This is a genomic window from Nocardioides flavescens (genome assembly GCF_009823805.1).
Classification (GTDB): domain Bacteria; phylum Actinomycetota; class Actinomycetes; order Propionibacteriales; family Nocardioidaceae; genus Nocardioides; species Nocardioides flavescens.
On record NZ_WUEK01000008.1, the window covers coordinates 221,258 to 240,724 of the forward strand.

17 protein-coding genes are annotated in these 19,467 nt (G+C 73.1%); 10 read left to right on the forward strand and 7 right to left on the reverse strand.

Annotated elements, in window-relative coordinates; translation table 11 throughout:
• Positions 1–232: 232 nt before the first annotated feature.
• The 4 genes from GRQ65_RS14440 to GRQ65_RS14455 are packed head-to-tail and all read right to left on the reverse strand — an operon-like array spanning position 233 to position 4,090.
• Positions 233–1,405 carry an LLM class flavin-dependent oxidoreductase gene (locus GRQ65_RS14440; RefSeq protein ID WP_160878662.1) on the reverse strand — a complete coding sequence of 391 codons (1,173 nt, stop codon included), beginning with the start codon at positions 1,403–1,405 and terminating at the stop codon, positions 233–235.
• Positions 1,402–2,436 carry an ABC transporter substrate-binding protein gene (locus GRQ65_RS14445; protein WP_160878663.1) on the reverse strand — a complete coding sequence of 345 codons (1,035 nt, stop codon included), beginning with the start codon at positions 2,434–2,436 and terminating at the stop codon, positions 1,402–1,404. The genes GRQ65_RS14440 and GRQ65_RS14445 overlap by 4 nt, the downstream gene beginning before the upstream one ends.
• A complete protein-coding gene (locus tag GRQ65_RS14450; protein ID WP_160878664.1) occupies positions 2,433–3,281 on the reverse strand; it encodes an ABC transporter ATP-binding protein in 849 nt (282 codons plus the stop codon). The genes GRQ65_RS14445 and GRQ65_RS14450 overlap by 4 nt, the downstream gene beginning before the upstream one ends.
• Positions 3,269–4,090: an ABC transporter permease gene (locus GRQ65_RS14455; RefSeq protein WP_202388101.1), complete on the reverse strand. Its 822-nt coding sequence runs from the start codon at positions 4,088–4,090 to the stop codon at positions 3,269–3,271. The genes GRQ65_RS14450 and GRQ65_RS14455 overlap by 13 nt, the downstream gene beginning before the upstream one ends.
• Before the next feature lie 98 nt (positions 4,091–4,188).
• Between GRQ65_RS14455 and GRQ65_RS14460 the strand changes: the two genes are divergently transcribed.
• The 10 genes from GRQ65_RS14460 to GRQ65_RS14505 all read left to right on the forward strand — a co-directional run bounded on the left by GRQ65_RS14460 (position 4,189) and on the right by GRQ65_RS14505 (position 16,491).
• Positions 4,189–4,644 (forward strand): SseB family protein, encoded by a 456-nt coding sequence (locus tag GRQ65_RS14460; RefSeq protein ID WP_337191742.1) that lies wholly within the window; start codon positions 4,189–4,191, stop codon positions 4,642–4,644.
• 291 nt (positions 4,645–4,935) lie between these two features.
• Positions 4,936–5,601, forward strand: coding sequence for a translation initiation factor IF-3 (gene infC / locus GRQ65_RS14465; RefSeq protein ID WP_337191747.1), 666 nt, complete (start codon positions 4,936–4,938; stop codon positions 5,599–5,601).
• A 95-nt stretch (positions 5,602–5,696) separates the two neighbouring features.
• Complete coding sequence (rpmI, locus tag GRQ65_RS14470; RefSeq protein ID WP_160878667.1) at positions 5,697–5,891, forward strand: 50S ribosomal protein L35; 195 nt, start codon at positions 5,697–5,699, stop codon at positions 5,889–5,891.
• A gap of 44 nt (positions 5,892–5,935) precedes the next feature.
• Positions 5,936–6,328 carry a 50S ribosomal protein L20 gene (rplT, locus tag GRQ65_RS14475; protein ID WP_160878668.1) on the forward strand — a complete coding sequence of 131 codons (393 nt, stop codon included), beginning with the start codon at positions 5,936–5,938 and terminating at the stop codon, positions 6,326–6,328.
• A 29-nt stretch (positions 6,329–6,357) separates the two neighbouring features.
• A complete protein-coding gene (locus GRQ65_RS14480) occupies positions 6,358–7,098 on the forward strand; it encodes a TrmH family RNA methyltransferase (protein ID WP_439331866.1) in 741 nt (246 codons plus the stop codon).
• A 163-nt stretch (positions 7,099–7,261) separates the two neighbouring features.
• The gene (locus GRQ65_RS14485; protein ID WP_160878669.1) at positions 7,262–8,560 is read left to right on the forward strand and encodes an EAL and HDOD domain-containing protein; all 1,299 of its coding nucleotides are present in this window, start codon (positions 7,262–7,264) and stop codon (positions 8,558–8,560) included.
• 52 nt (positions 8,561–8,612) lie between these two features.
• Positions 8,613–9,671, forward strand: a complete 1,059-nt coding sequence (locus GRQ65_RS14490) for a sensor histidine kinase (protein ID WP_160878670.1) — start codon at positions 8,613–8,615, stop codon at positions 9,669–9,671.
• 45 nt (positions 9,672–9,716) lie between these two features.
• Positions 9,717–10,814, forward strand: a complete 1,098-nt coding sequence (gene pheS / locus GRQ65_RS14495) for a phenylalanine--tRNA ligase subunit alpha (RefSeq protein ID WP_160878671.1) — start codon at positions 9,717–9,719, stop codon at positions 10,812–10,814.
• A complete protein-coding gene (gene pheT, locus GRQ65_RS14500) occupies positions 10,814–13,300 on the forward strand; it encodes a phenylalanine--tRNA ligase subunit beta (RefSeq protein ID WP_160878672.1) in 2,487 nt (828 codons plus the stop codon). Before pheS ends, pheT begins: the two co-directional genes overlap by 1 nt.
• A gap of 14 nt (positions 13,301–13,314) precedes the next feature.
• Complete coding sequence (locus GRQ65_RS14505; protein ID WP_202388102.1) at positions 13,315–16,491, forward strand: BTAD domain-containing putative transcriptional regulator; 3,177 nt, start codon at positions 13,315–13,317, stop codon at positions 16,489–16,491.
• Here GRQ65_RS14505 and GRQ65_RS14510 read toward each other — a convergent pair.
• The 3 genes from GRQ65_RS14510 to mgrA form a co-directional block, all read right to left on the reverse strand.
• Positions 16,473–17,282: an ABC transporter permease gene (locus GRQ65_RS14510; RefSeq protein ID WP_337191744.1), complete on the reverse strand. Its 810-nt coding sequence runs from the start codon at positions 17,280–17,282 to the stop codon at positions 16,473–16,475. The genes GRQ65_RS14505 and GRQ65_RS14510 overlap by 19 nt on opposite strands.
• 47 nt (positions 17,283–17,329) lie before the next feature.
• The gene (locus GRQ65_RS14515; protein WP_160878674.1) at positions 17,330–18,313 is read right to left on the reverse strand and encodes an ATP-binding cassette domain-containing protein; all 984 of its coding nucleotides are present in this window, start codon (positions 18,311–18,313) and stop codon (positions 17,330–17,332) included.
• A 106-nt stretch (positions 18,314–18,419) separates the two neighbouring features.
• A complete protein-coding gene (gene mgrA, locus GRQ65_RS14520) occupies positions 18,420–19,466 on the reverse strand; it encodes an L-glyceraldehyde 3-phosphate reductase (RefSeq protein WP_160878675.1) in 1,047 nt (348 codons plus the stop codon).
• Position 19,467 lies beyond the last annotated feature (1 nt).

The following is a 19,467-nucleotide window of genomic DNA, read 5'->3' on the forward strand; positions in this document are numbered from 1 at the left end:
AGAGAACCGGGGCGAGTGGCCGGCCGGACTCCCGGTCCCGGTGGTCGAGGAGGAAAGTCGCCGCGGTGGTTGAGGAGGTTGCGCAGCAACCGTCTCGAAACCACTGTCAGTGAGGGGAGTGGTTTCGAGACAGGACTTCGTCCTTCCTCAACCACCGGGGGTCATGACTTCGTCCTTCCTCAACCACCGGGGGTCATGACCTCGTCCTTCCTCGACCACCGGGGGACACCGGTCAGGCCGACGCGACCACCGGTCCGGCCGAGGCGCGCTCGACGGCACGGGCGAGGCGCGGCATCACGCCCTCGGCGAACTGCCAGGCCTCCTCGACGTGCGGATAGCCGGACAGGATGAACTCGTCGATGCCGAGCGCGTGGTACTCCGCCAGCCGCTCGGCCACCTCGTCGTGCGAGCCGACGAGGGCCGTCCCGGCCCCGCCGCGGACCAACCCGACGCCGGACCACAGGTTGGGGGAGACCTCGAGCTCACGGGCCTCGGTGAACGCCGTGCGGCCGCCGCGCAGCGCCTGCATGCGCGCTTGCCCGGTCGACTCGGAGGCGTTGAGCGCCTGCTGGGCCGCCGCCACGGTGGCGGGGTCGAGACCGTCGAGGAGCCACTGGGCGTGGCGCCACGCCTCCTGCGACGTGTCGCGCGACAGGGTGTGGATGCGCAGCCCGAAGCGCAGCGTGCGGCCCTGCGCACGCGCCAAGCCCCGCATCCAGTCGAGCTTCTCGGCCACCAGCACCGGGGGCTCCCCCCAGGTCAGGTAGACGTCGGCGTGCTGGGCCGCGACCGGTCCGGCCGGGCCCGACGAGCCCCCGAAGTAGATGTCGGGTCGAGGGTCCACGCCACCGCTGACCATCGCACCCTCCGTCTGGAAGAAGCGGCCGTCGAAGTCGAACGGCGCCTGCTCCCAGGTGCCGCGCAGGACGCGGAGGAACTCCTCGGTCCGCGCGTACCGCACCTCCTTCGGGTCGGTGTCGCCGAAGCGGGCCTGCTCGCGCGGCTCGCCGCCGGTGACGATGTTGAGCATCAGCCGCCCGCCGGAGATCCGCTGGTAGGCCGCCGCCATCTGCGCGGCGAGCACCGGGTTGATCACCCCGGGCCGGAACGCCACGAGGAACTTCAGCCGCGTCGTCTCGCGCAGCAGGGCCGCGGTGGTGATCCAGGCGTCCTCGCAGAACGTGCCGGTGGGCGTCAGCACCCCCTCGAAGCCGAGCTTCTCCGCCGTGCGGGCGACGTCGGCGAGGTAGTCGATGCTGGGCTCGCGGAAGCCGTGCGCGAGGGTCTCCCTCAGCCCGCCCTTGACGGCGCCGGGCACGCCCTGGCCGGCGCCGACGAGCGAGCGGGAGTCGCCCGAGGTCGGCAGGAACCAGTGCAGCCTGGGCGCGCGCTCGCCCGCCGTCACGAGCTGGCCGCCGGGGCCTTGGCGGCGAGGGTGACGTCGTCGAACTCGTCGGTGAAGTAGTCGGTGAGGTCGACCTCCTCGGGGATGAGTCCGTTGGCGGCGAACGAGTCGGCCATCTCCTGCTCCGAGCTCACGACGGTGTCGTCGACCGGGAAGACGGTCACGGGCCGCTTCTTCGAGGCCGCCAGGGTGATCGACTCGTCGAGACCGGTGCCCTCCGACCAGACCTTCGCCCAGGCCTCGGGGTTCTCCGAGGCCCAGAGCTGGGCGCTGGTGATCCGCTCGAGGTAGTCGGAGAGGGCGGCCTTGGTCGCCGGGTCCTCGATGGCCGCGTCGGAGGCGACCTGGAACCCGTAGCCGTTGACGACGTCGTTGCCGGTGGCGATCACCTTCGCGCCCTCGCTGACCTCGGCCTGCGAGGTGAACGGCTCCCAGATCGCCCAGGCGTCGACGTGGCCCGCGCTGAACGCCGCGAGGGCGTCCGCGGGCTGGAGGTTCTCGACCGAGATGTCGGAGTACTTCAGCCCGGCCTCCTCGAGCTGGGCCAGCAGGTTGTAGTTGGCCGAGCTGCCCTGGGCGACGGCGACGCTCTTGCCCTTGAGCTGCGAGACGTCGGTGATGTCGGAGTCCTTCGGCACCACGATGGCGTCGCCGAGGCCCGAGTAGGTCATGGCCTGCACGACCTTGAACTCACCGCCGGCGGCGGCGGCGAAGATCGGCGGGGTGTTGCCGACCTGGCCGACGTGGATCGCGTTGGTGTTGAGCGCCTCGAGCATCGGGGGGCCGGAGGTGAACTGCTTCCACTCGATCTTGTACGGCGTGTCGTCGAGCCCGGCGGCCTCCAGGATCGCCTGGGCGCTGGTGCCCTTCTGGTCGCCGACGATGAGGGTGACCTGGGACAGGTCCACCTCGCCGTCGTCGCTGACAGCGCCCTCGTTGCCGGTCGCCGAGCCGCCGCAGGCGCTCAGGGCGAGGGCCAGGGCGGCGAGGGCCGCCGGGATGGCGGTGAGACGGCGTCGTCGGGTGTTCATGCTGCTCCTCGGTCGTTGCCGGAACGGTCGTCCGGGCGGTTTCTGAGCTCGCCCGTGATGGGGTCGCGGTTCGGGTTGGGGGGAGTGGGCTGCACGCCCAGGGCGCTGAGGATCTCGGCGCGGGCGGTGGCGATCTCGGGCTTGGCGGGGTTGCGGTCCGAGCGGGGCGAGGTGATCTCCCAGGTGCGGGCCACCCGGCCCTCGTCGAGGACGACGAGCCGGTCGGCGAGGGCGAGGGCCTCGTCGACGTCGTGCGTCACGATCAGCACCGCCATGGAGTGGTGGCGCCACAGCTCGATGACGAGCTGGTGCATCTCGATGCGGGTGAGGGCGTCGAGGGCGCTGAACGGCTCGTCCAGCAGGAGCAGCCGGGGGTTGCTCACCAAGGCGCGGGCCAGCGAGACGCGCTGGGCCTGCCCGCCGGAGAGCTGCAGGGGCCAGGCGTGGAGCTTCTCGGTCAGGCTCACCTCGGCCAGGGTCTGCTCGGCGCGCTCGTGGCGGACCCCCTTCTCGGGGGTGTTGAGCAGCGCCAGCGCGACGTTCTCGCGCACGTCGCGCCAGGGCAGCAGCCGAGGCTCCTGGAAGGCGACCGCTGTGCGCCCGTGCAGCTCCACCTCGCCGGGCGGGGTCGGGTCGAGGCGCGCGAGGCTGCGCAGCAGTGTCGACTTGCCGCACCCGGACCGGCCGAGCAGGGCGACGAACTCGCCATGGCGGATGTCGAGGTCGATCCCGCGCAGCACCTGGTGGCGTCCGAAGGCGCGGTGGTGGTCGCGCACCCGGGCGACGTACGTCGAGGCGTCGGCCGACGGCGCGGCGGTGGTGGGGGACGTCTTCAGGAACGCCATGCCAGCGCCCTCCGTTCGAATGCGCGGACGACGCCGTCGGTGGCGAGGCCCAGCAGGGCGTACACGGCGAGGCCGACCACGATGACGTCGGTCTCGAGGAACTCGCGCGCGTCGTTGATGAGGTAGCCGAGCCCGGACTTGGCCGAGACGGTCTCGGCGACGATGAGCGAGAGCCAGGCGATGCCGAGGCTCTGGCGCAGCCCGGTGAGGGTCTGGGGGAGCGCGCCGGGGATCACGACGTGGCGCAGGCGCTGGCCCCAGGTGAGGTTCATCGAGCGGGCCGCCTCGATCATCTTGCGGTCGATGCCGCGGATGCCGGCGAAGGTGTTGAGGTAGAGCGGGAAGCAGACGCCCATCGCGATGAGGGTGATCTTGGGCGTCTCGCCGATGCCGAACCAGATGATGAACAGCGGGATGAGGCCGAAGTGGGGGAGCGTGCGCAGCATCTGCATCGGCGGGTCGATCGCGTGCTCGCCGACGCGCCAGAGCCCGGCCACGACCGCGAGGGTCGTCCCGATCGCGCCCCCGATCACGAACCCGAGCGCGACGCGCTGCAGGGAGGTCAGCGTCGCCTCGATGAGCGTGCCGTCCTCGACCAGCTCGAGCGCACGCCGGGCGATGTCGACCGGCGCGGCGAGCGTGCGGGGGTCGATGACGCCGGCGCTGCTGAGCAGCTGCCAGATCGCGACGATCGCGACTGGTGAGACCCAGCGCGCGAACACGTTCAGGCGCGAGCGGGGCCGCGGTGGTCGCGGCGGGGGTCTGTCGATGCGGCCCGCGAGCTGGGCCGCTCCAAGCGTGAGGCTCATGGGCGTCATCGTTACTGATCAAAGACAGTAAAGACAACTCAGACACTCCACTTATGAGTCGTTTCTCCTGCGCAGGCCCGCCCGTCTACCGTGACGGGGTGGACGGAGGCCCTCGGCGCGACCTGCTCTCGGGTGTCGGCGACCCCGACGACCGCGGCGAGCCCGACGTGGCACTCACCGCCGCCCTCGCGGCGTACGCCGACATGCCGGACGCGCGCACCGAGGCGGCCGTCCTGGCCGCACTGGGCGGTGCGCGGCTGCTGGTGCCGGTCGTGGCCGCACTCGGCGAGGCCGAGACCGACCCCGACGGGCTGGTGCGCGACAAGTCCGCCGACATGGCCGCGGTGCTCATGCGCGGGCGCGACGGGCGGACCGCACTGCTCGCCTTCACCGGTCTCGAGTCGATGCGCCGCTGGGACCCCGACGCGCGTCCGGTGCCGGTCCCGGCCCACGTCGCCGCCCAGGCCGCGCTCCAGGACGGCGCGGCGGCGCTGCTGCTCGACGTCGCCGGCCCGGTGGCCTACGCGGCGTCGGTTTCGGTGTCGGCGGAATGATCGGTTAGCATCGAGCGTTGACCGATCAGCGTGCCCTCGGGTGCGCCGATCACAAGCGGATGACAGCGACATCGTCTCCCACCCGCATCGACCACCAGCACGACAGGTCGTCGGGTCCGGTCCAGGTGGCTCGGCCACGTGCACGACGTCTCGACGTCGTGCCCGGCCCCGAGCGCCCTCCGGCCTCCGCTTGCGACGCGGAGGCCTTTCTCATTTCGCTCCAGCTGAGATGGGCCCGGCCTCCGGACCAGTCACCGACCAGCAGGAGGACACATCAGCACCGAGCTTCGTATCAACGACCGGATCCGGGTACCCGAGGTCCGCCTCGTTGGTCCCAATGGAGAGACCGTCGGCATCGTGCCGACGGACCAGGCGCTCAAGCTCGCGCAGGAGGCCGACCTCGACCTCGTCGAGATCGCCCCGCAGGGCAAGCCCCCGGTCTGCAAGCTCATGGACTACGGGAAGTTCAAGTACGAGAACGCCCAGAAGGCCCGTGAGGCCCGCCGGAACCAGACGAACGTGATCATCAAGGAGATGAAGCTTCGTCCCAAGATCGACGCGCACGACTACGAGACCAAGAAGGGTCACGTGGTGCGCTTCCTCAAGGCCGGCGACAAGGTCAAGATCACGATCATGTTCCGCGGTCGCGAGCAGCACCGTCCCGAGCTCGGGTTCCGGCTGCTGCAGCGCCTCGCCGAGGACGTGACGGACCTGGGCTTCGTGGAGTCCTCGCCCAAGCAGGACGGGCGCAACATGATCATGGTGCTCGGCCCGCACAAGAAGAAGGCCGAGGCCAAGGTCGACGCCAAGGCGGCCAAGGAGGAGCGCGCCGCCGAGCGCGCCGAGGCCGCCGCCGAGGAGGCCGCCGAGAAGGCGACCGCCCGCGCCGCCGGCCCGGTCGCCCAGAAGAAGGAGCGCGGTCGCTCCGAGAACCTCGACCCCGAGATCGAGGCCTGAACCACCCGCCGTTCAGCACAGCGCGAGCCGGTCGGCACCCCGATCGGCACCCACACGACGTACGCCGTACGCCCGCACCACCCAAGGAGAGAACCATGCCCAAGAACAAGACGCACTCGGGCGCGAGCAAGCGCTTCCGGGTGACCGGATCGGGCAAGATCCGCCGCCAGAAGGCCGGCCTGCGCCACAACCTGGAGAAGAAGCCCTCCAACGTCACGCGTCGCCTGTCGGGCACCGCCGAGGTGGCCAAGGCCGACGTCAAGCGCGCGAAGAAGATGCTGGGTCTCTGAGCCCTGCTCAGTCCCCGGTTCGAAGACACACGAGGAGCTAGAAGATGGCACGCGTCAAGCGCGCAGTGAACGCCCAGAAGAAGCGTCGGACCACCCTCGAGCGCGCCAGCGGCTACCGCGGCCAGCGCTCGCGGCTGTACCGCAAGGCCAAGGAGCAGGTCACCCACTCCCTGGTCTACAGCTACAACGACCGCCGCAAGAACAAGGGCAACTTCCGCCGCCTGTGGATCCAGCGGATCAACGCCGCGGCCCGCGCCCAGGGCATGACCTACAACCGGTTCATCCAGGGCCTCGGCCTCGCCGGTGTCGAGGTCGACCGCAAGATCCTGGCCGAGCTCGCCGTCAACGACATCGCCGCGTTCAACGCGCTCGTCGAGACCGCGAAGGCCGCGCTGCCGGACGACGTCAACGCGCCCAAGGTCGAGGCCTCGGCCTGAGCACTCCCCTCAAGGCCGGCAACGCCCGCCTGAAGGAACTGCGTCGGCTCAGCCGCCGCTCGGTGCGCACCGAGCGGCGGCTGTTCCTCGCTGACGGCCCGAAGGCCGTGGAGGGCGCCCTGGCGGCCGGCTGCGTGGAGGAGCTCTTCCTCCGCCCCGGTGCCGAGCTCCCGCCCGGCCTCGACGGGTCCCGTCCGCAGGCGCCGGTGACCCTGGTCGAGGACCGGGCCCTGGACCTGCTGTCGGACTCCGTCACCCCCGCCGGCGTCGTCGCGCTGTGCCGCGCGATCGACGTCCCGCTCACGCAGGCCCTCGAGGGTGCCTCGCTGGTCGCCGTCTGTGCCGATGTCCGCGACCCCGGCAACGCCGGCACCGTCATCCGGTGCGCGGACGCCGCCGGCGCCGACGCCGTGGTGCTCGCCGGTGACTCGGTCGACCTCTACAACCCCAAGACGCTGCGAGCGAGCGTCGGCAGTGCGTTCCACCTGCCGGTCGCCGTCGAGCGGTCGGCGGGCGCTGCCGTGCGCGCCGTGCAGGAGGCGGGCCTCACGGTGCTCGCCACCGACGGCGCGGGGGAGGTCTCGCTCTACGACGCGCCGGTCGCCGGCCGGGTGGCGTGGCTGTTCGGCAACGAGGCCTGGGGACTCCCGGCGGAGCTGGCCGAGCTCGCCGAGCACCGGGTCGCGATCCCCATCCACGGCCGGGCCGAGAGCCTCAACCTGTCGACGGCCGCGGCGCTCTGCCTCTACGAGTCGGCACGGCGGCGCTAGACACCTGCCAAGCACCCTTGACAGGTGGGCTGGTCCAGCTCTCACCCGATCGGGCCGATCTGGGTGCGGCGGGTCGTGGCGAGCCTCAGGCTCTCCGAGACTGAGGCACTGACGGCGGTGACCCGCCGCCGTCGTCCCGGTCTCTCGAGGGTGGTCCCAGCCGATGACGCAGCTCGCCGAACCGTCCGACCTGGTGAGCGGCTCGTCCGGCGAGCCCGCCGGCGAGCAGTGGGTCGAGGTCGTCGTGGCCCGCCAGCCCGTCGCCGACGCCACGGGGGTCGTCGTGGGCTACGAGCTGGTGCACCGCCCGGGCGGGACGGGTGCGGGACCGGACTCCGGCGCCGAGGTGGCCGGCAGTGCGATCAGCATCGCCGCCCTCCTCGGCTCGCTCGGCTTCGGCGTCGACGAGCTCGTCGGGCCGTTGACCGTGTTCTGCCGCGTTCCCCGAGAGGTGCTCTCGGGTGAGGTGCCGATCAGCCTGCCGAGCGAGCGCACCGTCCTCGACGTCCCCGCCGAGCTGCTGCTCGACCCGGTGGTGCGCGACGGGTGCCGGCAGCTGGCCGAGCAGGGGCACGACATCGCGGTCAGCGGTCTCCGAGCGCTCGCCGGGGTGCCGGGCACCGAGGTGCTGCTCTCCCTCGCCGACCTGGTCCGCATCGACCTCGCCAGCTGCTCGCCCGAGGACGTCGCGCTCGAGGTGGAGCGTCACCGACGCGCCGACCGGGCCGTCTGGGTCGACGGGTGCGACACGCCCCAGCAGGTCGCGTGGGCGCTGGAGCAGGGGGTCGACCTGGTCCAGGGTCGCGCCGTGCACCGTCCGACGGTGGTGACCGGCAAGACCGTCGCGCCGAGTGCCCGCGCCCAGCTGCAGCTGTCGACGACGCTGCTGGGCGGTGAGGTCAGCGTCGAACGGCTCGAGACCATCCTGCGCGGCGAGCCCGCGCTCGTGGTGCAGCTGCTCAGCCTGGCCTCGCAGGGAGCGGCCGGCGGTCTGCGTCGCACCGTCCGCAGCCTGCGCGAGGCGCTGGTGCTGCTCGGCACCGACCGACTGCGCCAGTGGGCGGGGGTCATGCTGCTGCACCGCCACAGCGACCAGCCGTCCGACGCCCTCGCGACCGGCCTCGCGCGCGCCCGCATGTGCGAGCTGCTCGCTCCGCGCCACGGCATCGACCCGGAGTTCGCCTTCACCGCCGGGCTGCTCTCGGCCGTCGACCGGGTCCTCGGCGTCCCCTCCGCGGAGGTGCGGCGCCAGCTCGAGCTCGACCCCGAGCTGGCTGCGGCCGCCTTCGACCGCACCACGCCGCTCGGGGTGCTCGTCGGCCACGTCGCGGACTACCGCGACGCCGTCGAGGTCGGCGTGCGCCCCGGCCCCGAGCTCGGCGACGTCGACCTGCTCGCCGCCATGGCGTTCTGCTGGGCCATGTCCTACGTCAACGCCGTGCACCAGGCGGCCCGCGCCTAGGTCTGCGCGCAGGACCCTGCTGGGACGGAGCAGTGCGTGCCAGGCTGGGCCCATGACGAGCGTGCCGGAGTCCGGCCTCGACGCCCAGACGGTGGTCGACCTGCTGCCCGACGGCGTGGTCGTCGCCGACGCCGACGGCAGGGTCGTGGTGCTGTCCCGTGTCGCGGCGACGCTGCTGGGCGTGCCGCTCGACTCGGTCGGCCGGCCGCTCGGGGAGGTGCTCGCCCTGCGCGACCAGGACGGGCACGCCTGGGTGGACCACAACCGTCCCTACGGCGGGCTGGCGACCCGCACGGCGGTGCCCGAGCAGTCGTGGCTGCTCCCCGACGGCACCGAGGTGCTGGTCGCCGCCCGCATCCACCGCCCCGCGCTGCGCCAGCCCGTGGAACGCGTGGCCGTCAGCATCCGCTCCGGTCGCGGCCGCGAGCGGCTCGACCGCGAGCGCTCCGACCTGGTGGCGACCGTGGCCCACGAGCTGCGCTCGCCGCTGACCGGGGTCAAGGGGTTCGTGCAGGCGCTGCTCAACCGCTGGGACAAGCTGACGGACGAGCAGAAGAAGCTGATGCTCACCACCGTCTCGGCCGACTCCGACCGGCTCTCACGACTCATCGCGGAGCTCCTCGACGTCGCCCGCATCGACACCGGGCGCCTGCAGCTGCACCCGCGGCCCAGTGACGCCGCGGCCCTCGCCCGGCGCATCGTGGACTCGGTCTCCGCCGGCACCGCACGGCCGATCGAGCTGGACGTCGAGGGGCCGCTGCCCGAGATCCACGCCGACCCCGACAAGTTCACCCAGGTCGTCACCAACCTCGTCGAGAACGCCGTGCGCCACGGCGAGGGCACCGTGCGAGTCGCCCTCGAGCCCCTCGAGGGGTCGGCTCCCGGGGTGCGGATCACCGTCGACGACGAGGGGGAGGGGATCCCCGACGAGCTGCACCGCCGGGTCTTCACCAAGTTCTGGAAGGGCGGTGCCCGCGGCGGGTCCGGGCTCGGTCTCTACCTGGTGGGCGGTCTCACCAAGGCCCACGACGGCACCGTCACCATCACCGGCTCGCCCAGCGGGGGCGCACGGATCGTCGTCACCTGGCCCAGCTCCGAGCCGGACCTCTGACAACCGGTTCGCGGCGCCCGGTCGTGGCTTCCTAGACTCGGGGCCGTGTCCGGACCCAACACCGACTTCGACCCCGTGGAGGTGGCTGCCCTGCAACCCGAGGAGGTCGAGTCCGCCCGTGACGAGGCGCTCGCGGCCGTCGCCGCCGCCCGTGACCTCGCCGAGCTGAAGCAGGTGCGGATCGACCACACCGGCGACCGCTCGCCGCTCGCCCTCGCCAACCGCGAGATCGGCGCGCTGCCGCCGCAGGCCCGCAAGGACGCCGGTCAGCGCGTGGGTCAGGCACGGGGCGCGGTGTCGAAGGCGCTCGGCGAGCGCCAGGCGGTGCTGGAGGCCGAGCACGAGGAGCGGATGCTCGTCGAGGAGACGGTCGACGTCACGCTGCCGACGGACCGGCGCCGCCGTGGTGGTCGCCACCCGATCACGCTGCAGTCCGAGCTGATCGCCGACATCTTCGTCGCGATGGGCTGGGAGATCGCCGAGGGACCGGTCGTCGAGGCCGAGTGGCTCAACTTCGACGCCCTCAACCTCGGTCCCGACCACCCGGCGCGCACCATGCAGGACACGTTCTGGACCGAGCCCGCCGAGCGCCACGTCGTGCTGCGCACGCAGACCAGCCCGGTCCAGGCCCGCACGATGCTCACCCGCACGCCTCCCATCTACGTCGCGTGCCCCGGGCGGGTCTTCCGCACCGACGAGTACGACGCCACGCACAGCCCGATGTTCCACCAGGTCGAGGGGCTCGTCGTCGACGAGGGCATCACCATGGCCCACCTCAAGGGCTCGCTCGACCACCTCGCCGCGCAGCTGTTCGGCGAGGGCATCGACACGCGCTTCCGCCCGTCGTACTTCCCCTTCACCGAGCCGTCGGCCGAGGTCGACGTGCGCTGCTTCGTCTGCCGCGGCGTCGACTCCGACGCCTGCCGCACCTGCCGGGGCGAGGGCTGGATCGAGTGGGGCGGCTGCGGCGTGGTCAACCCGCGGGTGCTGGTCGCCTGCGGCGTCGACCCGGAGCGCTACGCGGGCTTCGCCTTCGGCATGGGCATCGACCGCAGCTTCATGTTCCGCCACAGCCTGGAGGACCTGCGACCGCTCTTCGAGGGCGACGTCCGCTTCAGCTCGGCGTTCGGGACGGAGATCTGATGAAGGCGCCCAAGTCCTGGATCCTCGACTACGTCGACGTGCCCGAGGGGACGACCACCGAGGAGCTCACCGCGCGGCTGACCGCGACCGGTCTCAAGCTCGAGGCGATCGAGTCGGCCGGGGCCGACATCAGCGGCCCCCTCGTGGTGGGTCGCGTGCTCACCCGCGACCCGGAGCCGCAGAAGAACGGCAAGACGATCAACTGGTGCACCGTCGACGTCGGCGACGCCAACGGCACCGGTGAGCCGCAGGGCATCGTCTGCGGCGCGCACAACTTCGAGGCGGGCGACCTCGTCGTGGTCGTCCTGCCCGGGGGCGTGCTCCCCGGCGGCTTCGAGATCAGCGCGCGCAAGACCTACGGCCACGTCTCCGCCGGCATGATCTGCTCGGCCCGCGAGCTCGGTCTCGGGGAGGACCACGACGGGATCATCGTGCTGCCGGAGGGCGCCGGCGAGCCGGGCCAGGACGTCCGCGGCATCCTCGGTCTCGACGAGGAGGTCATCGAGCTCGAGGTCAACCCCGACCGCGCCTACGGCCTCTCGCTGCGCGGCATCGCCCGCGACGTGGCGCTCTCGGTCCCGGGGGCCAGCGGCTTCCGCGACCCGGCCCTGCGCGACACCCCGCCCGCCGACGACGGCGGCCACCCGGTCCGCGTCGAGGACCCGACCGGGTGCCCGGTCTTCGTGGCCCGCACCGTCACCGGCTTCGACCCGGCCGCGCCGACGCCGGAGTTCATCTCCCAGCGCATCACGGCGGGCGGGATGCGACCGATCTCGCTCGCCGTCGACGTGACCAACTACGTCATGCTCGAGACCGGTCGTCCCATCCACGGCTACGACGCCGACAAGGTGCAGGGCACCGTCGTCGTGCGTCGCGCCGCCGCGGGCGAGAAGGTCACGACCCTCGACGGCACCGTGCGCACGCTGGCGGCCGAGGACCTCGTCGTCTGCGACGACTCGGGCCCCATCGGCCTGGGCGGCGTCATGGGCGGCGAGAGCACCGAGATCTCGGAATCCACCACCCGCGTCCTCGTCGAGTCGGCCCACTGGGACGCCGTCTCGATGTTCCGCACCGGCCGCCGCCACAAGATCACCTCCGAGGCCGGCAAGCGCAACGAGCGCGGCGCCGACCCGACGATCTGCGAGGCCGCCGCCGACCGCGTCGTCGAGCTCCTGACGACGTACGGCGGCGCGACGGCCGAGCCCGGCGTCACCGTCGTCGGCACCCCGCCGAGGCCGCCCACGATCCGCATGGCGCTGGACCTGCCGGCCCGCGTCTCGGGGCTGGCCGTCGACGCCGACACGGTGGTCCGCCACCTCGAGGCCAACGGGTGCACCGTCGACGTCGAGGGCGACACCCTCACCGCGACCCCGCCGCCGTGGCGTCCCGACATCACCGACCCGCACGACCTGGTCGAGGAGGTCGTGCGGCTCGTGGGCTACGACACGATCCCGTCGGTGCTGCCCCCGGCGCCCGGCGGCCGCGGCCTGACCCGCCCGCAGCAGCTGCGCCGCCGCATCGGGCGCACGCTGGCCGGCGCCGGCTGGGTGGAGGTCGTCGACTTCCCGTTCGTCGGCCAGGGTGACCTCGACGCCCTCGGCCTGTCGGCCGACGACCCCCGCCGGTCCCTGCTGCGGCTGTCCAACCCGCTGAGCACCGAGGCGCCGGCCATGACCACGACGCTGCTCCCGGCGCTGCTGCGCACCGCCGGCCGCAACGTCGGGCTCGGCACCTCGTCGGTCGCGGTGTTCGAGACCGCGACGGTGACGCTGCCGCACACCAGCGAGCCGGCGCCGATCCTCCCGGTCGACCGCCGTCCGAGCGACGACGAGCTCGCCACGCTCGAGTCGGCGCTGCCCGCGCAGCCGCTCCACCTCGGCCTGGTCGCCACCGGCGAGGCCGAGCCGGCCGGCTGGTGGGGCGCGGGTCGGGCCGTCGCGTGGTCCGACGCCGTCGAGGCCGTCCGGACGGTGGCCGACGCCCTCGGCCTCGAGCTCGAGGTGCGCCCCGCGTCCCTCGCGCCGTGGCACCCCGGCCGGTGTGCCGAGCTCCGGCTCGGTGACGTCGTCGTGGGCCACGCCGGGGAGCTGCACCCGCAGGTCTGCGCCACCTTCGGGCTGCCCCCGCGCTCCGTCGCCGCCGAGGCCGACCTCGACGTCCTCATCGAGCACGCCGTCCACCTCCGCCCGGCGACCGTCTTCTCGACGTACCCCGCCGCCAAGGAGGACGTCGCCGTGGTCGTCGACGAGTCGGTGCCCGCCGCCGACGTCGAGGCCGCGCTGCGCGACGGCGCGCCCGAACTCCTCGAGTCGATCCGGCTCTTTGACGTCTACCGCAGCGAGCAGCTGGGCGAGGGGCGCAAGTCCCTGGCCTTCGCGCTCAGGTTCCGCGCACCAGACCGCACGCTCACCGAGCAGGAGACCGGGGCCGCCCGCGACGCCGCCGTCGCCCTCGCCGCCGAGCGCTGCGGCGCGGTGCAGCGGTAACGGCGCCGGTCCCCGTGCCCACCGCGGTCCGCCTCGAGCTCCTCGACGACCCGCGGTGGTCGGGCGCGGCCCTGTCGGGCGGGCGCACCCACACCCTGCTGGCGGCGCTGGCGCTGGCGGGTGGACGCGCGGTCGCCGACGACCGGCTGGTCGAGGACGTCTGGGACGGGGTGGAGGCACCGGCCAACCCGGCCAAGGCGCTGCAGGTGGTGGTCTCGCGCACCCGGTCGCAGACGGCGGCCGGGGTGGTCGAGCGCGTCGACGGCGGCTACCGCCTGGGCCTCGAGGCCGACGAGGTGGACGCCCTCGCGCTCGACCGGGCCGTCCGCGAGGCCCGGGAGGCGGAGTCCCGCGGTGAGCAGGTGGGCGCCCGTGACCGGGCCCGCGCGGCGCTCGCCCTGACCGTCGCCGAGGGTCGTGACGGCGCCCTGGGTGTCCTGCGGCAGCGCGCCGAGGAGCAGCGCGCTGTGGCGCGGGCCGTCCTGGGCCGGGCGCTGTCGGCGCTGGGGGAGCACGACGAGGCCCTGGCGCTGCTCGACGGCTGCCCCGACGACGAGCCGACCGTGGTGGCCCTGCTGCGCTCGACGGCCGCCGCGCGCGGCGTACCCGCCGCCCTGGAGCGCTTCGAGCGCCACCGCGGTGACCTGGCGGACCGGCTCGGCGTCGATCCGGGCCCGCAGCTGCAGGCGTTGCACGCCGAGCTGCTCGCCTCCGACCGGCCCGTCCGCGAGGGCGTGAGGTACGCCGCGAGCGAGCTGGTCGGGCGCGACGAGGACCTCCGCGCCCTGCGCGCTGCCGTGCGCGAGTCGCGGGTCGTGTCGATCCTCGGTCCGGGCGGGCTCGGCAAGACCACGCTTGCCCACCTGCTCGGTCTCGAGGCCGAGCAGCCGGTCGTGCGCTTCGTGGAGCTGGTGGGCGTCTCGGCGCCCGAGGACCTCGTCGGCGAGGTCGGCTCGGCGCTCGGGGTGCGCGACTCGCTGAGCGGTCGCAGCGTCCTGACGCCCGACCAGCGCGCCGACGTGCGCACCCGCATCGCGCACCTGCTCGACCAGGCACCGACGCTGCTCGTGCTCGACAACTGCGAGCAGGTCGTGGGTGCCGTCGCCGACCTGGTCGCCCACCTGGTCGCGACCTGTCGCCGGCTGCGGGTGGTCACGACGACGCGCGCCCCGCTCGCGATCGCCGCCGAGCGGGTCTTCGCGCTCGGCCAGCTCGACGACGACGCGGCCGCCGCGCTGTTCGTGCGCCGGGCGGCGTCCGCGCGACCGGGTGTGGCGCTCGATCCCGACGCCGTGCGCCGTGTCGTACGCCGACTCGACGGCTTGCCGCTCGCCGTCGAGCTGGCCGCGGCCCGGGTGCGGTCGATGTCGGTCGAGGACGTCGACCGACGCCTCGTGGACCGGTTCGCCCTGCTGCGAGGAGGAGACCGCAGCGCCCCCGACCGCCACCAGACCCTCCTCGCGGTGCTCGACTGGTCGTGGAACCTCCTCGACGAGTCGCAGCGGCGCGCGGTGCGCTGGCTGTCGGTCTTCCCCGACGGCTTCACGCTCTCGGCGGCCGAGCACCTGCTCGGGCCGGGCGCGGTCGACGACGTGCCGGCACTGGTGGACCAGTCGCTGCTGAGCGTCCTCGACGTCGACGGCTCGGTGCGCTTCCGGATGCTCGAGACCGTGCGCGAGTTCGGCCGGATGCAGCTGGTGGGCGCAGGAGAGGACGCCGCCGCGCGCGCCGGCCTGCTCACCTGGGCCCGCGAGCGCAGCCGGGTGTGGAGCTCCGCGCTCTGGTCGAGTGAGCAGGTGGAGACGGTCCGCGCGGTGGCCGTCGAGGAGAGCAATCTCTCCGACTGCCTGCGCGACGCGCTCGTCGCGGAGGACCCGGCGGCCGTCGCCGACCTCGTGGCCCTCCTCGCGACGTTCTGGACCATCCGCGGGGAGCACTCCCGCGTCATCGCCGTGACCCCGGCCGTCGACCGCGTCTTCGACGGCTGGACGCCGGGTCCCGACGAGGTGGGGTCCGCGCTGGCCGGAGCCGCCGTCGTCGTCATGAACGCCGTGCCGGGCGACCCGGGCATCGCCAGCAGCTGCGCCGAACTGCTGCGACGCAGCGGCGCGAACGCGGACCAACGCTCACGCGGCATCGTGGCCGTGCTCGCCGCGCTGGACCTCGTCGGTGACGGAGTCGCGGCGAGCCTGGGGGAGGTGGCGGCGGGCGAGGACCGCATCGCCTCGGTCGTCGCGCGGATGTGGACCGCCCACCAGCGCGAGAACGACGGCGACCCGCAGGCGGCGATCGCCGAGGCGAGCGCAGGACTGGCCCGCACCCGGGCCGACCTCGACGGCCCGTGGCTCGCCGCGGGGCTGCGCACCATGGTGGCCTCGCTCCACGCCCAGCTCGGCGACCACGCGGCGGCCGCCGAGCAGGCACGGCTCGCGCTCACCGACCTCGACGCCCTCGACGCCGTCGACGACGCGGTGCAGGTGCGCTCGCTGCTGGCGCTCGACGCGCTCACCCGGGGCGACCTCGGATCGGTCGAGCACCTGCTGGCCGAGATCGACGCGCTCGGTCGTCGCCGGACCGAGGGCCCCTACGGCGGGGCGATCGGCACCGGCACCATCCGCGCCGAGCTCGCCCTCGTCCGCGGCGAGACGTCGCAGGGGCTCGCCCTCTACCGCGAGGCCGTGGCCCGGGTGGGCGAGGCGTCCTACCCCTCGATGTTCCCCGCCGGCGCCGAGCCCTGGGTGCTCTTCGTCGAGAGCGCCGCCGTCGCGGCGTACGCCCGCTCCGGCGCGAGCGGCGAGGGCCGCGACCTGTTCGACGACCTGCGGGCCAAGGTGCCGGCGGCCCTGGGCGCCGCCAGCCCCCAGGTCGGCTTCCAGGTCGGCTCCCAGGTCGACTTCCCGATCACCGGCACGGTGTTGTTCGCCGTGGGCAGCTGGGCGCTCCACCACGACGCGCTCCCCGCGCACGACGCGGTCGCCGCGGTGCTGCTGGCCGAGCGCTTCTCCTACGCGCGCTACACCCTCTCCCTCGCCCTGGAGCCGGTGCTCGAGCTCGCGGAGCGACGAGCCCCGGACACCGTGGCCGCGCTGCGCGAGGAGTACGCCGAGCGCCGCGGCCCGGACCTGCTGGAGCAGGCCCGGGCGCTGGGGGAGCGGCTGGCGTCGCCCGTTGCTCACATCCGGCGGCCGTAGCTGCGGACGGCCAGCGGTGCGAACACCGCGACGACCACGGCGCAGCCGAGCAGCGCCCAGGCGACGTTCGCGGTCACGGCGCCGTCGTTGGCCAGGTCGCGGATGGCGGTGATCACCAGCGAGACGGGGTTGACCTTCGCGAACGCCTCCAGCCAGCCCGGCATCGTCGCGGGCTGCACGAAGGCGTTGGACAGGAAGGTCAGGGGGAACAGGATCATCAGCGAGATGCCCTGCACGCCCTGCGCGCTGCGCCCGACCGTGCCGAACCACGCGAAGATCCACGCCATCGACCACCCGGTGAGCACCGCGAGGGCGATCGCGCCGAGCACCCCGAGCACCCCTCCGCCCGGGCGGTAGCCGAGCGCGATCCCGGTCGCGAAGGTGAGGAGCGACGCGATCAGGTAGCGGAGCATGTCGGCCAGCATCGGGCCGGCCAGCGGCGCGATCCGGGCGATCGGCAGCGACTTGAAGCGGTCGAACACGCCCTTGTCCATGTCCTCGCGGATCTGCACCCCGGTCGCGACGCACGCCGTCAGCACGGTCTGACCGATCAGCCCGGTGATGATCAGCGGGAGGTACTCCTCGACGGAGCCAGAGATCGCGCCGCCGAAGATCCCGGCGAACATCGCGGTGAAGAGGATCGGCTGGATGGTCACGTCGAACATCTGCTCGAAGTTGCGCTGCATCTTCTTCAGTGCGCGCCACGCCAGGGCGAGGGTCTGGCTGACGGTGTCAGAGACGGTGGGCCGGGTGGCCAGCGTGGCGGCGCCGTCGGCGGTCCGCGCGGTCACGGTGCCTGCGCCAGGGTCACCAGGGTGACGGTGCTCGGTCGTCGCGCTCATCGTGCGGCCTCCGTCTCCAGCTCGTCGGTCGCGTGACCGGTGAGCGTCATGAACACCTCGTCGAGCGTCGGCTTCTGCACCGTCGCCGAGGTGATGAGCAGGTCGTGCTCGCGCAGCCCGATCAGCACGTCGGCGGCCCTGTTGGCGTCGGGCAGGGCGACGTTGATGCCGCCCGACTCGGGGGTGAGCACCGGCTCCTCGCCCGTCACCCGGCGTACGACGTCACGGGCGCGCTCGCTCTGGCCCGGGTCGAGCAGCCGCAGCTGCAGGGTCGAGGCCCCGACCTGGCTCTTCAGCTCGTCGGAGGTGCCCTCGGCGACCTTGCGGCCGCGGTCGATGACGGCGATCCGGTCGGCGAGCTGGTCGGCCTCGTCGAGGTACTGCGTGGTCAGCAGCACCGTGCAGCCCCCGGCGACGAGGTCGCGGATCGTGTCCCACATCTGACCGCGGGTCCGCGGGTCGAGGCCGGTGGTCGGCTCGTCGAGGAAGATCAGCGGCGGGCGCGAGATGAGGCTGGCGGCGAGGTCGAGGCGCCGGCGCATCCCACCGGAGAACTGGGCGATCTTGCGGTCGCCGGCGTCCTCGAGCCCGAACCGGCCGAGCAGCTCCTCCGCGGTCGCTCGGGCCTGGCGCGAGGAGATGCCGAGCAGCCGGCCGAAGAGCCAGAGGTTCTCGCGGGCCGTGAGGTTCTCGTCGACCGAGGCGTACTGCCCGGTGACGCCGATGAGCTGGCGGATGACGTGGGGATGGGTGCGGACGTCGACGCCGAAGATCTCGGCCCGCCCGTCGCTCATCGGCAGCAGCGTGGCCAGCATCTGCAGCATCGTGGTCTTGCCCGCGCCATTGGGGCCGAGGACGCCGAAGACCTGTCCGCGGCGCACCTCCAGGTCGATGCCGTCCACGGCGCGCACGTCGCCGAACGTCTTCACCAGCCCGTGCGCGGAGACCGCGAGCTCGGCTGAGGGGGTTGAGTGCTCCATGCCCCCACGGTGGCACCCAGCGGTTTCACCGCGCCTTCGGCCGGGTTTCACTCCCCGGGATTCATCCGGGATCCGCCCGGGAGCCGACCGGAGGCGCGGCGACCGCTCAGGAGTCGCTCGAGCGCGCCCAGAGGTTGATCCCGGACTCCACGGCGTCCTTCTCGATCGCCGCGAGCTCGCCGTCGGAGAAGTCGAGGCGGTCGAGGGCGGCGAGGTTGTCGTCGAGCTGCGCGACCGACGACGCCCCGATCAGCACCGAGGTGACGCGCTCGTCGCGCAGCACCCAGGCGAGCGCCATCTGAGCGAGCGACTGGCCGCGGTCGCCGGCGATCTCGTGCAGCCGCCGCACGTGGGCCAGGGCCTCCTCGCTCAGCAGGGAGGGGTCGAGCGACTTGCCCTGCGCGGCCCGCGAGTCCTCGGGGATGCCGTCGAGGTAGCGGTCGGTGAGCATCCCCTGGGCCAGCGGCGAGAACGCGATGCAGCCGATGCCCTCCTCTCCCAGCACGTCGAGGAGCGACGGGTCGCCGTCCTCGACCCAGCGGTTGAGCATGGAGTACGACGGCTGGTGGATCAGCAGCGGCACACCCATCTCGCGCAGGAGCGAGGCCGCCTCGCGGGTCCGCTCGGGGGAGTACGACGAGATCCCGGCGTACGTCGCGCGGCCGGACTGCACGGCCGTCGCCAGCGCCCCCATCGTCTCCTCGAGCGGCGTCTCGGGGTCGAAGCGGTGGCTGTAGAAGATGTCGACGTGGTCGAGCCCCATCCGCTCGAGCGACTGGTCGAGCGAGGCGAGGAGGTACTTGCGCGAACCCCACTCGCCGTAGGGCCCGGGCCACATGTCGTAGCCGGCCTTGGTCGAGATGACGAGCTCGTCGCGGTAGGGCCGGAAGTCGGCGGCGAAGATCGAGCCGAAGTTGCGCTCCGCCGAGCCGTACGGCGGCCCGTAGTTGTTGGCCAGGTCGAAGTGCGTCACGCCGCGGTCGAAGGCCCGGCGCAGGATCGCGCGCTGCGTCTCGATCGGCTTGTCGTCGCCGAAGTTGTGCCACAGGCCCAGCGAGACGGCCGGAAGCTTGAGGCCCGAGCGACCGCAGCGGCGGTAGGCGTGGACGTCGTAGCGGTCGTCGGCCGCGCGGTAGGGCGGGGGAGTCGTCATG

Excerpts from the sequence above, each read along its gene's own strand:
- GRQ65_RS14445 (WP_160878663.1), bottom strand. The coding sequence starts at position 2,436 with ATGAACACCCGACGACGCCGTCTCACCGCCATCCCGGCGGCCCTCGCC.
- GRQ65_RS14450 (WP_160878664.1), bottom strand. The coding sequence starts at position 3,281 with ATGGCGTTCCTGAAGACGTCCCCCACCACCGCCGCGCCGTCGGCCGAC.
- GRQ65_RS14455 (WP_202388101.1), bottom strand. The coding sequence starts at position 4,090 with ATGAGCCTCACGCTTGGAGCGGCCCAGCTCGCGGGCCGCATCGACAGA.
- rpmI (WP_160878667.1), top strand. The coding sequence starts at position 5,697 with ATGCCCAAGAACAAGACGCACTCGGGCGCGAGCAAGCGCTTCCGGGTG.
- rplT (WP_160878668.1), top strand. The coding sequence starts at position 5,936 with ATGGCACGCGTCAAGCGCGCAGTGAACGCCCAGAAGAAGCGTCGGACC.
- GRQ65_RS14485 (WP_160878669.1), top strand. The coding sequence starts at position 7,262 with ATGACGCAGCTCGCCGAACCGTCCGACCTGGTGAGCGGCTCGTCCGGC.
- GRQ65_RS14490 (WP_160878670.1), top strand. The coding sequence starts at position 8,613 with ATGACGAGCGTGCCGGAGTCCGGCCTCGACGCCCAGACGGTGGTCGAC.
- pheT (WP_160878672.1), top strand. The coding sequence starts at position 10,814 with ATGAAGGCGCCCAAGTCCTGGATCCTCGACTACGTCGACGTGCCCGAG.
- GRQ65_RS14515 (WP_160878674.1), bottom strand. The coding sequence starts at position 18,313 with ATGGAGCACTCAACCCCCTCAGCCGAGCTCGCGGTCTCCGCGCACGGG.
- mgrA (WP_160878675.1), bottom strand. The coding sequence starts at position 19,466 with ATGACGACTCCCCCGCCCTACCGCGCGGCCGACGACCGCTACGACGTC.